The following is a 13914-nucleotide window of genomic DNA, read 5'->3' as shown; positions in this document are numbered from 1 at the left end:
GTACGGACCCGGGCCGGGAGCCCGCGTCCCGCTGGATGCGGATCCCGGCCCGTCCCCCTTGAGTACTACGGGGGCCCGGCCCCCTCAGAACGCGAGCTGGGCGATCTCCTCCGCGACCACCGCGCACGCGTCGGCCGCCGGGTCGATCAGGGGGAAGTGGCCGACGTCCTCCAGGAGCGTCAGGCCGACCGTCTCGCCGGCCTTCGCCGCCGCCTCCACGAAGGCGTCCGCGACCCCGGCGGGGACGGTGAGGTCGGCGCGGCCCTGGACGAGGGCGGTGGCGATGCCGGTGGGCAGCAGCCGGGCGGGGTCGGTGGCGGCGGCCCGCTCCTCGTACGCCGCCTCGCCGCCGAGGAGCTGCGTCACCGCCCCGCCGCACACGTCGAGCTCGCGGGCCCGGTCGAAGTGGCCGATGGGGGCGAGGGCGACGACGCCGCGCAGCGGGGGCGGGGCGGGCAGCCGCCAGGGGGAGCCGGCGGGCAGCACGTGCCGGGCGGCGGCCCAGAGGGCGAGCTGGCCGCCGGCCGAGTGCCCGGTGAGGACCGTGCGGTGCGGGTCGGCGCGGGGCAGGTGCGCGGCGGCGAGGTCCGGCAGGGCGTCGAGGGCGGCGGCGACGTCGTCGAAGGTCTCCGGCCAGCGGCCCGCGACGGGGGCGGCGGCGCCCTGGTGGGGCAGGCCGGGGCCGCGCCGGTACTCGACGCTGGCGACGGCGAATCCCCGGCGGGCGAGGAAGCCGGCGAAGGGGCTGATGTGGAGGCGGTCGTAGGGCGCCCGCCAGGCGCCGCCGTGCAGGACGACGACGAGCGGGGCGCGCCCGTCGCCGGTCCGGGGGGCGTGGAAGTCGACGATCTGGTCCGGGTGTTCGCCGTACGCCGCGGTGGCGTCGGGAGGGACGGCCGGGTGCGAGAAGGCCGATGCCTCTTCGGCGGCGTCGCGCGCGGCGGGGTCCGGCATGGGGTGTTCCAACCTCTCGGTGACGGGGCCTGATCGGCCTGACCTGCGGGGACCGTATCAGGGTCCCGGCCCCCGCAGTTCAGGTGAAGATCCGACCTGACGACCGGTCACCGGCCGCTGCGGGCAGGTCAGTCGGACGGCCGTCCGGCCAGCACGTCGGCGAGGACCCGGGCCGCCCGCTCGGCGTCGGAGAAGCCGACGTAGAGCGGGGTGAAGCCGAAGCGGAGCAGGCCGGGACGGAGGTCGCCGACGACCCCGCGCCGGATCAGCTCGGGCATGACGTCGGGCGCGTCCTCGCAGGCCAGGGCGACCTGGCTGCCGCGTTCGGCGTGCGCGGCGGGGGTGATCGGGGTGACCCGGCCCGCGGGGACGTACGCCGCCACGCACTCCAGGAAGAAGTCCGTGAGGGCGAGGGACTTGGCGCGGACGGCCTCGATCCCGACCCCGTCCCACACGTCGAGCGCCGCCTCCAGGGCCAGCATGGACAGGATGTCCGGGGTGCCGACGCGGCCCCGGACGGCGCCGTCGGCGGCCCGGTAGCCGGGCTCCATGCCGAAGGGCGCGGCGTGCGAGGTCCAGCCGGGCAGCGGCGAGTCGAAGCGGTCCTGGTGGCGCTCGGCGACGTACAGGTACGCGGGCGAACCGGGGCCGCCGTTCAGGTACTTGTAGGTGCAGCCGACGGCCAGGTCGACGCCGTGCGCGTCGAGGCCCACGGGCAGGGCGCCCGCGCTGTGGCACAGGTCCCAGACGGCCAGCGCGCCCGCCGCGTGGAGGGCGGCGGTGGTGCCGGGCAGGTCGTGGAGCCGGCCGGTGCGGTAGTCGACGTGGTTGACGAGCGCGAGGGCCGTCCGGTCGTTCGCGGCGCCGGGGACGTCGGCCGGGTCGAGGGCCACGATCCGGTGACCGGTCATCCGGGCGGCGGACTCGGCGATGTACCCGTCCGTGGGAAAGGTCGACGCGTCCACGAGGATCTCGTCGCGTCCCTCCCCCGCGAGCCGGGTCGCGGCGACGACCGCCTTGAAGACGTTGACGCTGGTGGAGTCGCCGGCGACGATCTGCCCCGCGGCGGCGCCGACGAGGGGGGCGATCCGGTCGCCGATCCGCTCGGGGGCGGTCCACCAGCCCGACTCGTCCCAGGAGCGGATCCGCAGCTCGCCCCACTCGCGGCCGATGACGTCGGCCATGCGGGCGGGGACGTGCGCGGGGAGCGCGCCGAGGGAGTTGCCGTCGAGGTAGACGGTGGCGTCGTCGAGGGCGAACTTCGCGCGGTGGCCGGCGAGCGGGTCGGCGGCGTCGAGGCGCGCGGCCTCCTCGCGGAGCGCGGACGCGGCGGGGCGCCCGGCGTCCCCGGGAAGGGCGGGGGCGGGCGCCTGGGCCCGCTCGTACGTGTCAGACATGGCTGCGGGCCGTCCAGAGCTCGGGGAAGACGTTCTTCTGGGCGCGCTTCTCCAGCCAGGCCACGCCGGCCGAGCCGCCGGTGCCGGTCTTGGAGCCCATGGCGCGCCGGGTGGCGACCAGGTGGTCGTTGCGCCAGCGCCAGACCAGTTCGGCGACGTCGCTGAGGGCCTCGCCGAGGCGGACCAGCTCCGGGTTCTCCTCGGGCGCCGCGTAGAGCGCCGCCCACACGGCCTCGACCTGCGGGGAGGGCTCGTAGCGCTGGGTGAGGTCGCGGGCGAGGACGGACGGCGGCACGGGCAGGCCGCGCCGGCCGAGGAGGGCGAGGACCTCGTCGTAGAGGCTCGGCTCGTGGAGGGCCTTCTCCAGCTCGGCGTGGACGCGGGGCGCGCCCCGGTGCGGGACGAGCATGGACGCCGACTTCTCGCCGAGCAGGAACTCCATGCGGCGGTACATCGCCGACTGGAAGCCGGAGCCCTCGCCGAGGGCGCCCCGGTAGGAGTTGAACTGGGCGGGGGTCAGCTGGGACAGCGGCCGCCAGGAGTGGTTGAGCGCCTCCAGCTCGCGCACGGAGCGCTTGAGGGCGTCGACGGCGACGGGCAGGCGGTCCTCGCGCAGGGCGCGGCCCGCGGTCTCCCACTCGTGCACGATGACCGTGAACCACAGCTCCATGACCTGGGTGGTGACCAGGAAGACCATCTCGCCGGGGTCGTCCGAGCGGAGGTGCTGGAGGTGGGTGAGGACGTCCGCCTGGACGTAGTCCTCGTACGGCGTCGTGCCCGCGAAGTCGAGGTTCGGGGCGTCCACGGCCGGGCCTGCTCCGGAGGCGCCGGCGGAAACAGGGGTGGATGACATTGCTGTCTCCTCGGTACGGGCTACCGGGTAGCGGTCCGCTCCACCGTGCGCGCTCTGCGGCGTGCCACGGGAGCTCCGGTCCCCTCGGGAGGCGTGCTTCCTCGCACGCGTCCCATGCGCATCATGACACGATCGGACCGGTGATGTAGATCCCCTCTTCGCTGTACGGAAAAGCGTTCGAACGACATCCGTCGAGGCCCTTGATCTGCTGCATCATCGCGGGCGCGGCCTTCCCCGGCCCGCCGCAGCCCAGGTGCCGCCGGAGCCCGATCTCGTGCCCGACCTCGTGGTTGATGATCAGGTGCCGGTACTCCTCCGGCGGCCCCGCGAAGGTCGGGGAGCCCAGCGTCCACCGCCTGAGGTTCACCACGACCCCCTCGGCGGTCTCGCAGTTCAGCTCGCCGTGGGTGTCGAAGCCCTGCCGGGCGCAGAGCGCGTCCGCGGTGTCGGGGGTGGCGATCCGGATCACGAAGTCGGCGCCGGAGGCCACCTGCTGGAAGCGGCCCCGGCCGTGCGCGGCCCAGCTGCGCGGATGGGCGAGGATCGCCTCGATCTCCTCGGCGGTCTCCCGGCCCGGGAGGCCGGTCCCCTCCTCGATCTGCACCCGGTAGCGGCGCAGCGTGCCGCCGGTGCCGGTGACCTCGCCGGTGCCGGTGGCGGTGGTGAAGGTGCCCGGGCCCGACCGCGGCACGGCGGCGGGCCTCCGGGTCGCACCGGGCTTCGGTTCCGGCTTCGGCTTCGCCGTGGGTCCCGGCTTCGGTTTCGCCGTGGGCGCCGGTTCCCGCCGTGGCGTCCGTTCCGGCGCCGGCGGGGCCTGCGCCGCCGGGGCACGGGCGGCGGGGGCCGCCCCGCCGTCGCCCCGGAAGTGGGCGACGGCCGCGCCCCCGCCCACCGAGACCGTCGCCAGGACCAGCGACGTCAGGAGGAGCCGCCCCCGGCGGGTGATCCGCACCCGCTCGCGGCGGCCCCTCCCGCCGGTTCGTTCTCCCCGCGTCCGACGGCGCCGGTCGGACGCCCCCCGATAGCCCACGACAGTTCCCCCCTGTTTCAGGCCGGTCCGGGGATCGTACCGGCCGGGGGTCGCCGGGCCCGGGAGCCCGCGGTCAGCCCCAGCGTCTCGGCGGCCGTCTCCGAGGAGTCCCTCAGGAAGGTCGTGCAGCGCTCGTACTCGGCCTGCTCGCCGATCTCCCCCGCCGCCCGCGCCAGCGCGTGCAGGGCCCGCAGGAAGCCGCGGTTCGGCTCGTGCTCCCACGGCACCGGGCCGTGGCCCTTCCAGCCGTTGCGGCGCAGCGCGTCCAGCGCCCGGTGGTAGCCGGTGCGGGCGTAGGCGTACGACTCCACCACCCGCCCCGCCTCGAATGCGTCGTCCGCGAGCTGCGCCCAGGCGAGCGAGGACGTCGGGTACTTCGCCGCGACGTCCGCCGGGGCGGTGCCCTGCGCGAGCAGCTCGCGCGGCTCGGGGTCGTCGGGCAGCAGGGTGGGCGCGGGACCGCCCAGCAGGTTCTCATGCATGGCCATCCCCCCAGTCTGCCCCACCCGGGGCGGCGCCACCGGTGCCCGGGTCCAGGGGCGGGGCGGCCACCGCGCAGTGGCGGACGCACTCCGGCCGGCGGGCCGGCTCCGCCGGGGGCCGCATCGTCGTCCAGGCGAGGACGGCGCCCGCCACCAGCACCCCCGCGCAGATCGGCATCGCCCGCCCGAACGTCGCGTCGAACTCCGCCGCCGAGCGGTACGCCTCCGGCCCCATGCCCGTCAGCAGCGGCAGCGCCGCCACCGCGACCAGCCCGGCCGCCCGCGCCGCCGCGTTGTTGACGCCGCTGGCCAGCCCGGCGCGGGAGACGTCGACGGAGGCGAGGACGGTCGCGGTCAGCGGGGCCACCAGGGCGGCCATGCCGAGCCCAAGCACCAGCAGCGCCGGCAGCACGTCCCGGACGTACGGGGCGTCCTCGCCGACCCGCAGCATCAGCAGCATCCCCGCGGCGCACAGCAGCGGGCCGACGGTCAGCGGGATCCGCGGCCCGATCCGCTCCCCCAGCTCGCCGGCGCGCGCCGAGAGCAGCAGCATCAGGACGGTCGTCGGCAGCAGGGCCGTGCCGGCGGCGAGCGCCGAGTAGCCGGAGACCACCTGGAGCTGGAGCGCGGCGAGGAAGAAGAAGCCGCCGAAGGCCGCGTACACGCACAGCGTCACCAGGTTCACCGCCGTGAAGAGCCGCGAGCGGAAGATCGACGGCGGCACCATCGCCGCCTCCCCGCGCCGCCGCTCCACCCGCGCGAAGACGGCCCCCGCCAGGACGCCGGCCGCCCCCGCCCACCACACGGCGCCGATCAGCGCGTACGTGACGAGGCCGAGGGCCGCCGCGCCGAGCACCGCCCCGAGCACGTCGAAGCGGCGTCCGCGCGCGGCCCCGTCCCGGGACTCGGGGACGTGCCGCAGCGCCACCGGCACGCAGAGCGCGGCCAGCGGCACGTTCAGCAGGAAGACCCAGCGCCAGCCCGGCCCGTCCACCAGCCAGCCGCCGACGAACGGCCCGACCGCCGCCCCGACCCCGCCGAAGCCGGACCACAGGCCGACCGCCCTGGCCCGGTCGTCCGGGTGGAAGCTCGCCTGGATGAGGGCGAGGGAGCCGGGGGTGAGCAGCGCCCCGCCGACGCCCTGGAGGGCGCGGGCGGCGACCAGCACCCCGGCGTTCGGCGCGAGCCCGCACAGCAGCGAGGCGAGCGCGAACCACACCACGCCGACGACGAAGACCCGCCGGCGGCCGTAGCGGTCGCCGAGGGAGCCGCCGAGCAGGATCAGCCCGGCCAGCGTCAGCATGTAGGCGTTGACGGTCCACTGGAGGACGGCGAGGTCGGCGCCGAGGTCCTCGCCGATGTGCGGCAGCGCGACGTTGACGACGGTGGAGTCGAGCAGGGCCATCCCCGAGCCGAGGACGGTCGTGAGGACGATCCACCGTCCGGTGCCCGAGTCCATCCGCACCGCGGGTCCGGTCGCAGCCATGCCTGCATGGTCCCCCGGCCGGGCGCGGGCCGCCTCCTCAGGCCCGGTCGGTCCGCAGCCGCCCGGCCGCCCTGACCAGCGCGTCCACGCCCCGCTCGGCCTTGGCCCGGGGGCAGCCCACGTTGAGCCGGACGAAGCCGGGGGTGCCGTACGTCCCGCCGGGCATGATCGCGACCTTCTCGGTGCCGACCAGCTCCTCCTGGAGCCGGTCCTCGTCGATGCCGAGCGGCCGCAGGTCGATCCAGGCGAGGTAGCCGGCCTGCGGCGGCCGCCACTCCACGCCGGGCAGGCCCCCGGCGATCCGCTCCTCGACCATCGCCATGGTGCCCGCGAGGTAGCCGCGCAGGGCGTCGAGCCAGGGGGCGCCGCGGCGGTAGGCGGCGACGTGCGCGGTGAGCGAGAGGACGGCCGGGGAGGCGAGCCCCTCGCCGGTCTCCATCCGCCGCACGAACGCGGCGCGGTCGCCGGGGTCGCCGACGATGCCGTACGAACCGGAGAGCGCGGGGAAGTTGAAGGTCTTGGTGCCGGAGGTGAGGAGCGCCCAGCGCCGGTCGCCGGCCGCCTCGGCGATCCGGATCCACGGCACGTGCCGGTGGCCCTCGGCGGTCAGGTCGGCGTGGATCTCGTCGCTGACGACGGGCACGCCGTGGCGGCGGGCGAGCCGGCCGAACTCCGTCAGCTCCGCCTCCGTCCACACCCGGCCGGTCGGGTTGTGCGGGGAGCACAGCAGCAGCATCCGGCTGCCGGGACGGGCCAGCTCCCGCTCCAGCGCCTCCGCGTCCCCGACCGGGACCCCGCGCAGCTCGCGCCCGAGCCCGGTGACGGCCTTGCGGAAGCCGTCGTAGGTGGGGGTGTGGACGACGACGCCGTCGCCGGGCTCCGTCCACATCCGGAGCAGCTGGGAGAGCTGGTTGAGCACCGAGGGGGCGTACACCAGGGCGTCGGTGTCGATCGCGGTGCCGTGCCGGGTCGCGTACCAGTGGCGTATCGCCTCCCGGAAGCCGCCGTCGCCGCCGAGCCGCCAGTCGGTGTAGCCGAAGACGCCGTGCCCGACCCGGTCGCGCAGCGCGTCGAGGACCTCCGGAGGGGAGGCGAAGTCCATGTCGGAGATGGTGAAGGGGAGCAGGTCGGAGACGCCGAAGCGGTCCGCGATCCCGTCCCACTGGACCGACCAGGTGCCCCGCCGGTCCCTCACCTCGTCGAAGTCGTACATCTCCACTCTCCTCCGGGTACGCGAAGGGCCCGGCACCCTCAGCGGGTGCCGGGCCCTCCCCAGTGCTCTACGTCAGCCCTCGTGCGGCTGTTACTTCAGCTTCTTGCCGGCCGAGCGCAGCGCCTCGCACGCCTCGGTGACGCGCTTGGCCATGCCCGCCTCGGCGAGCTTGCCCCAGGTGCGCGGGTCGTAGGTGGACTTGGTGCCGACCTCGCCGTCGACCTTCAGGACGCCGTCGTAGTTGCGGAACATGTGGTCCACGACCGGGCGGGTGAAGGCGTACTGGGTGTCGGTGTCGAGGTTCATCTTCACCACGCCGTTCTCCAGGGCGGTGGCGATCTCCTCGGCGGTCGAGCCGGAGCCGCCGTGGAAGACGAAGTCGAACGGGGACGCCTGGCCGAACTTCTCGCCGACGCCGGCCTGGAGGTCCTTGAGGAGCTCCGGGCGCAGGACGACGTTGCCCGGCTTGTAGACGCCGTGCACGTTGCCGAAGGAGGCGGCGAGCAGGTAGCGGCCCTTCTCGCCCAGGCCCAGGGCCTCGGCGGTGCGGATCGCGTCCTCGACGGTGGTGTACAGCTCGTCGTTGATCTCGTGGCTGACGCCGTCCTCCTCGCCGCCGGTCGGGGTGATCTCGACCTCAAGGATGATCTTGGCGGCGTGGGCCTTCGCGAGCAGCTCCTGGGCGATGGCCAGGTTGTCCGCGAGGGTCTCGGCGGAGCCGTCCCACATGTGGGACTGGAACAGCGGGTTCTCGCCGCGGGCGACGCGCTCGGCGGAGACGTCGAGCAGCGGGCGGACGTAGCCGTCCAGCTTGTCCTTCGGGCAGTGGTCCGTGTGCAGCGCGACGGTGACGTCGTACTTCGCGGCGACGATGTGCGCGAACTCGGCCAGGGCGACGGCGCCCGTGACCATGTCCTTGCTGTACTGGCCGCCCAGGAACTCGGCGCCACCGGTCGAGATCTGGATGATGCCGTCGCTCTGGGCCTCGGCGAACCCGCGCAGCGCCGCGTGGAGGGTCTGGGACGAGGTCACGTTGATGGCCGGGTAGGCGAACTTGCCGGCCTTCGCCCGGTCCAGCATCTCGGCGTAGACCTCGGGGGTTGCGATGGGCATTCGTCCGCTCCTTGTGATGTGCGGGTGTGGGCGTTGCTATGTCCCTGACCTAGGGGCGACGTCATCGTCGGTGCCATCTTTCCAGACTCTTGTGCGGGCTCCCACGGGCACGGCACGCCGAAGGGCGGGGTGTTTCACGTGAAACACCCCGCCCTTCGGGAAAAGCCCAGGTCAGAGCCGTATCCACCGAGGTCCGGGACCTAAGTCACGACTTCGCGGCGGTTAGCCCGGTTTCGACCCGCCCGGGGCCCCTCGTCCCGGGTCCCGCGACCCGGCCCTGGACCTCGGGCCCCGGGCACCGGGCGCCGCGGCCCGGGAGCCGGGCCTCGGGCTTCGGGCTTCGGGCCTCAGGCCAGGCCGAGCTCGTCGAGCGCGTAGGCGTAGAGGTACGGGACGCCCGCCGTGCCGCTGATCTTCTCGCCGGCGCCGGTGGCGCGGTCCACGATCGTGGCGACGGCGACGACCTCGGCACCGGCCGCGCGGGCCGCCTCGACGGCGGTCAGCGGGGAGCCGCCGGTGGTGGAGGTGTCCTCGACGATCAGGACCCGGCGGCCCTTGATGTCCGGGCCCTCGACCTGGCGCTGCATGCCGTGGGCCTTCGCGGCCTTGCGGACCACGAAGGCGTCCAGGCGCCCGCCGTCCGCGGCGGAGGCGTGCAGCATCGCGGTGGCGACCGGGTCGGCGCCCAGGGTGAGGCCGCCGACCGCGTCGAAGTCGAGGTCCTTGGTCAGGTCGAGCATGACCCGGCCGACCAGCGGCGACGCCGCTCCGTCCAGCGTGATCCGGCGCAGGTCCACGTAGTAGTCGGCTTCCAGACCCGAGGAGAGGGTCACCTTGCCGTGCACCACGGCCTTGTCCTTGATCTGCTGGAGCAGTTCAGCGCGTACGTCAGTCATGCCCCCGAGCTTAAGGGCGCGGAGGTCACGGCCGCCGCCAGGCCCAGACGCTCTCGACCTCCAGCGGGTCGATGGGCGTGACCAGGCGCGGATGGGTGTTGAGGCCGTTCGGCGGGCCGGACTGGGGCTCGACGCAGACCGCGTCCTCCGGCTCGTCGTAGACCACCACCCACTCGGCGCGGCTGGTCACCTTCAGCTCCAGCTCGCCCGGCCAGGTGAGGGTGACGTCGACGCCCCCCGGCATGCCGAAGCAGTCGTCCCAGGGGCCGGGGAGGGGGGCGATCCGGCGGCCGGTGGGCATGTGGTCGTCGCCGCGCTCCTCCTGCCACTCGGGCGCGAAGCCGATGCGGACGTCCTCGCCGCCCCGCCCGAGGTTCCGCGTGAACCAGGGGTGCCAGCCGGCCTGCGCCGGGAAGGAGTCGTCGTACGCCTCCACCCCGAACTTGAGCGTCAGCCGGTCCTCGGCCAGTTCGAGGACCTGGGTGACCCGGCCCTTGTACGGCCACGGGTCGTCCAGCTCGCAGGTGAGGACGGCCTCGGTGGCGGAGACCCGGGCCACCGTCCAGGCCCGGTCGCGGACGGTGCCGTGGATGGCGTGGGGGGCGGCGTTGACCGGCAGCTCGTGGGTGACGGCCCCGTCGCGGAACCGGCCGTACGCGGTCCGGCCGCACCACGGCACCATCGGGAAGCTGCCGTAGCGCTCGCCCTGCTTCAGGACCTCGGTGCCGGCGATGCGCAGGCTCTCGATCCGGCCGCCGTGCCCGGGGTTGATGATCAGCTCGGCGTCGCCCGCCGTCAGTCGCGTCAGGTTGCTCACGCCCCGACCCTAAGTCCTGGGGCCCGGTGGATTGGACCGTTTCAACCCGCGGGTTCAGCGGCGGCGGCGCAGGGCCCGGCCGACGATGACCGCGGAGGCGAGGGCGAGGGCGGCGGCCGGGGCGACCCAGCGGAGGGTGGCGCCCGCGCCGCTCGGCTCGGGCGCGGGCACGGGGGCGTACCGGCCGCGCGGCGGCGCGTGGTCGACCTCCTCGGCGCTCCGGCCGATCATCGTCCGGCGCGCGTGGGCGGCCTCGGCGGCGGGCTGCGGGGAGGGCAGCTCCACGGGCGCGGGGGCCTCGCGGAAGACCTCGTCCCCGCAGAGCTCCGCACCGTCCGCACCGCTCGCAGGGTCGGTGCCGTCCGCGCCGCTCGTGCCGACGGCGCCGTCCGTGCCGTCCGCGTCGTCCGCGTCGTCCGCGCCGGTGATCTCCGCGCCCCCGGCATCGGCGTCGGTCCCGACCCCGGTCCCGGCCCCGGTGGTCCCCTCCGCCTCCACCGCATCCGCCGCGAGGCCGGCGGCGGCCTCCACGAAGGCGTCCAGGAGCCGGACGCGGGCGACCTCCCTGGCCTCGCCCGGCTCCTCGGCGAGCCGGCCGGTGGCGGTGAGGGCTCCGGTGAAGCCGAGACCGGTGCCTTCGGCCGCCGGGGTGAGGACGACGGTCAGGGAGACCTCGACGGCGCCCTTGCCGCGGGCCTCGGTGCCCTCGCCCTCGTAGGTGATGGCCCCGTCCCGCTCGACGATCCGCAGACCGCCCCGGTACGTGATGGTGTGGCCGCCGACCCGGAGCCGGAGGCGTCCGGCGAGGTCCTCCCCCGCGCCCGCCCCGGCGGCGTCGCGCTGGAGGCCGGGCACGCAGCGCGCCACCCGGTCCGGGTCGGTGAGGACGGCGCGCAGGGACTCGGCCGGGACCGGGACGAACACCTCATGCTCCATGGGATCCGAGCCTACTCAGCGGGGCGCCCTCCGTCGCCCGGTCCGCGACGGGAACCGCGCGCCGGATCGCCCGCTCAGTCGCCGTACCGGGGGTGGACCAGCGTCGACGGCGGCAGTCCCGGGATCCGGGTGCGCTCGGCGCGGCGGGCGGCGGCGGCCAGGTCGCGGCGGCCGAGGGAGCGGAGCCGGGGCACGTCGGCGGCGAGCCCGAGGAGGGGCGGCCGGTCGCCGCGGACGGCGAGCAGGAAGCCCCAGTCGTCGGGCTCGTGGCGGGTGCCGCTGTCCCGGTCGGCGCGGTCCGGTCCGGCGGCGAAGCCGGGGGCGCGGCCCTCGGCGCTGTAGGGCCGGGTGGCGTAGCCGGCGGCGCGCAGGGTGGCGTCGGCGGTCCAGTAGGCGCGGGGCCGGTCGGTGGCGGGCCCCGCGTGCACGACGAGCCGGCCTCCGGGGGCGAGGACGCGGGCCGCGAGGCCGTAGAACTCCTGTGCGTACAGCTTGGTGCTGGAGGTGATGCCGGGGTCGGGCAGGTCGGAGATCACCACGTCGTACCGTTCCTGCACCTGGTCGACGACGCCCCTCAGCCAGTTGAAGGCGTCGGCGTGGACGATCCGGACGCGCGGGTCGCGGAACGCCTGTCCGTTGAGCTCCGCGAGCGCCGGGTCGGTGCGGGCGAGCCGGACGACGCCGGGGTCGAGCTCGACGACGGTGACGGAGCGGACGTCCCCGTAGCGCAGCGCCTCGCGGGCGGCGAGCCCGTCGCCGCCGCCGACGATGAGGACGCGGGCGTGCGGGCCGTTCATCGCGGGGTGGACGAGCGCCTCGTGGTAGCGGTACTCGTCCGCGCCGGAGACCCGCAGCCGGCCGTCGAGGTAGAGGTCGGGCGGCTCCTCCTCGCCGCCGGTGACCACCACCTCCTGGAGGTCGGTGTGCACGGCGACCCGGACCCGCTCCCCGTACACGGCCCGGCGGGCGGCCTCCTCGAAGTCGTCGACGAGGACGGTCGCGGTGGCGAGCACCCCGAGGACGGCGAGGTTGACGCCGATGACGAGGGCGCGGGTACGGGCCGTGAGGTCGCGGCGGAAGAACCACAGGACGAGGACGGCGCCCGCCACCGCGTTCACCGCGCCGGTGACGAGGGCGCCGGTCAGCTGGCCCAGCCAGGGCAGCAGCAGGAAGGGGAAGGCGAGGCCGCCGACGAGCGCGCCCACGTAGTCGGCGGCGAAGAGGTCGGCGACCGTGCCGGCCGCGTCCTCGGGGTCGCCGGCCGGGACCGTCCGTCCCGGCCGGCCGGGGCGGCCCGCGGCGACGCCGCCCGCCCCTTTGCCGCCCGCGCCGAGGGAGGCCCCCGGGCCGGTGGATCCTCCCCCACCGAGGGCGCCGCCCCCGTCGAGGGAGGCGCCCCCGCCCGCGGCGACGACCCGCCGGGGCGCCCGCTGTATGAGCGACATCAGCAGGGGGATCTCCGCGCCGATGAGCACCCCGACGGCGAGCGAGAAGGCCACGAGGACCCAGCGGGACTCGCCCAGCCAGGCGAAGCAGGCGTACAGCACCAGGGCCGAGGTGCCGCCGATGAGCGCGAGCGCTCCTTCGAGCAGGCCGAAGCCCACGGCGGCACGGCAGCGCAGCCGCTTGGCGAGGAGCGAGCCCAGGCCCATCGCGAAGACCATCACGGACAGCACGACGGACGCCTGGGTGACCGAGTCCCCGATCAAGTACGAGGCGAGGGCGACGAGTTCGAGTTCGTAGACGAGACCGCAGGCGGCGCAGACGAAGACGACGGCGAGGACCGGCCACCGCACCGTGTCGCGCGACCGCGGCGGCGGCCGGCGTCGCACCCTCGTGGGTGGCAGGGTCACGGTCGGCTCGATCATGCCCGTAACGCTACGTCACGACCCCCTCGCCCCTTGTCACCCACACGAGTGCACCTGGGGCGGAAGGGAGTCGCGTCAGAGCGCGGCGGGCATACGGGCGCCGATCCTGGTGCGGGTGACCACGAGCTGGCCCTCCTGCGGGTAGGCGTGCCAGGTCCGCCAGCGCACCTGGCCCTCGTGACGCTGCGCCAGCATCGCCGTGAAGGCGTGCGGCGAGCCGGGGAAGGTGCCGGCCAGGCCGTGGGGATGGTCGGCGACCAGCGCGAGCAACTCCTGCGCGCGGCCCGCGAAGGAGCCCTGCGTGAGCGTCTCGACGCGCGCCGCGAATTCGTATTCCCATTCGTCGAAGCGCTTGGAGACGCCGAGCGGCAGCGGGGTGCTGCTGCCCGGCATGCAGGCGACGGTCTCGGAGCAACTGCGGCCCCCCTCCTCCAGGATCACCTGGTGGGAGGCGCCGAGCAGCCGCAACTGGAGTTTGGCTCCCGAGAGTTCGAGGTCGAGCACGGCGAGCGCGGGCAGCGGCTCGCGGCCCAGCGCCCAGGCCAGGTCGGCCGCGCGCGTGTCGGTGTAGGAGGTCTTCAGGGTGGTGAGCATGGGTCGGCTCCGCAAACACGGTTTGGCGGGTGGGCCGGGGGCGCCCCGGAGAGGGTTTCCACGGGGGTGGGGAATCGCCGGCTCGGGTCCACACACGGTCCGAGGGCTGTCTCTGACAGGAGCGAGAGAACCACGTGCGCCGGACGACTCGCAGCGTTTTTACCCAACTTGCCGTAGTTTCCATCCCCTTCGGGGACCCAACAGTTCACTTGTTCAAGCGGAATCGATCGCCGAGCGAACAGAGTCGCCCCAGAGAGCATCAATCCCGCACCGTC

Annotated in this window: 13 protein-coding genes; all 13 read right to left on the bottom strand. The window is 75.1% G+C overall.

All coding sequences use genetic code 11. The features are described from left to right. Positions 1–84: 84 nt before the first annotated feature. Positions 85–954 (bottom strand): alpha/beta hydrolase family protein, encoded by an 870-nt coding sequence (locus tag IE326_RS13275; protein ID WP_190041604.1) that lies wholly within the window; start codon positions 952–954, stop codon positions 85–87. Positions 955–1082: 128 nt separating this feature from the next. Next, the gene (gene kynU, locus IE326_RS13270; RefSeq protein ID WP_190041603.1) at positions 1083–2351 is read right to left on the bottom strand and encodes a kynureninase; all 1269 of its coding nucleotides are present in this window, start codon (positions 2349–2351) and stop codon (positions 1083–1085) included. Beyond that, complete coding sequence (locus IE326_RS13265; RefSeq protein WP_030747537.1) at positions 2344–3204, bottom strand: tryptophan 2,3-dioxygenase family protein; 861 nt, start codon at positions 3202–3204, stop codon at positions 2344–2346. Before IE326_RS13265 ends, kynU begins: the two co-directional genes overlap by 8 nt. A 121-nt stretch (positions 3205–3325) precedes the next feature. Continuing rightward, entirely contained in the window at positions 3326–4156 is an 831-nt protein-coding gene (locus IE326_RS13260) for a DUF3152 domain-containing protein (RefSeq protein WP_229915318.1), read from the bottom strand. A 95-nt stretch (positions 4157–4251) separates the two neighbouring features. Then, complete coding sequence (locus IE326_RS13255) at positions 4252–4722, bottom strand: DUF3151 domain-containing protein (RefSeq protein ID WP_190041601.1); 471 nt, start codon at positions 4720–4722, stop codon at positions 4252–4254. Next, on the bottom strand, positions 4709–6202 hold the full coding sequence (locus IE326_RS13250; protein WP_150229274.1) for an MFS transporter: 1494 nt from the start codon (positions 6200–6202) through the stop codon (positions 4709–4711). The genes IE326_RS13255 and IE326_RS13250 overlap by 14 nt, the downstream gene beginning before the upstream one ends. A 37-nt stretch (positions 6203–6239) precedes the next feature. Further along, positions 6240–7415: a MalY/PatB family protein gene (locus IE326_RS13245; protein WP_190041600.1), complete on the bottom strand. Its 1176-nt coding sequence runs from the start codon at positions 7413–7415 to the stop codon at positions 6240–6242. A 90-nt stretch (positions 7416–7505) separates the two neighbouring features. Next, the gene (fbaA, locus tag IE326_RS13240) at positions 7506–8528 is read right to left on the bottom strand and encodes a class II fructose-bisphosphate aldolase (protein WP_150229279.1); all 1023 of its coding nucleotides are present in this window, start codon (positions 8526–8528) and stop codon (positions 7506–7508) included. A gap of 347 nt (positions 8529–8875) precedes the next feature. Then, positions 8876–9424, bottom strand: a complete 549-nt coding sequence (gene pyrE, locus IE326_RS13235; protein WP_190041599.1) for an orotate phosphoribosyltransferase — start codon at positions 9422–9424, stop codon at positions 8876–8878. A gap of 25 nt (positions 9425–9449) precedes the next feature. Next, complete coding sequence (locus tag IE326_RS13230) at positions 9450–10241, bottom strand: aldose epimerase family protein (protein ID WP_190041598.1); 792 nt, start codon at positions 10239–10241, stop codon at positions 9450–9452. Between the two features lie 54 nt (positions 10242–10295). Then, complete coding sequence (locus IE326_RS13225) at positions 10296–11177, bottom strand: SRPBCC family protein (protein ID WP_190041597.1); 882 nt, start codon at positions 11175–11177, stop codon at positions 10296–10298. Between the two features lie 74 nt (positions 11178–11251). After that, complete coding sequence (locus tag IE326_RS13220) at positions 11252–13045, bottom strand: spermidine synthase (protein WP_229915317.1); 1794 nt, start codon at positions 13043–13045, stop codon at positions 11252–11254. Positions 13046–13120: 75 nt separating this feature from the next. Further along, positions 13121–13639, bottom strand: coding sequence for a DUF2617 family protein (locus tag IE326_RS13215; protein WP_150229287.1), 519 nt, complete (start codon positions 13637–13639; stop codon positions 13121–13123). Positions 13640–13914 lie beyond the last annotated feature (275 nt).

Origin of the sequence: Streptomyces filamentosus (genome assembly GCF_014654895.1) — a bacterium.
Classification (GTDB): domain Bacteria; phylum Actinomycetota; class Actinomycetes; order Streptomycetales; family Streptomycetaceae; genus Streptomyces; species Streptomyces filamentosus.
The sequence above is the reverse complement of the archived record's forward strand: the minus strand, read 5'-3'. Positions and strand labels throughout refer to the sequence as shown.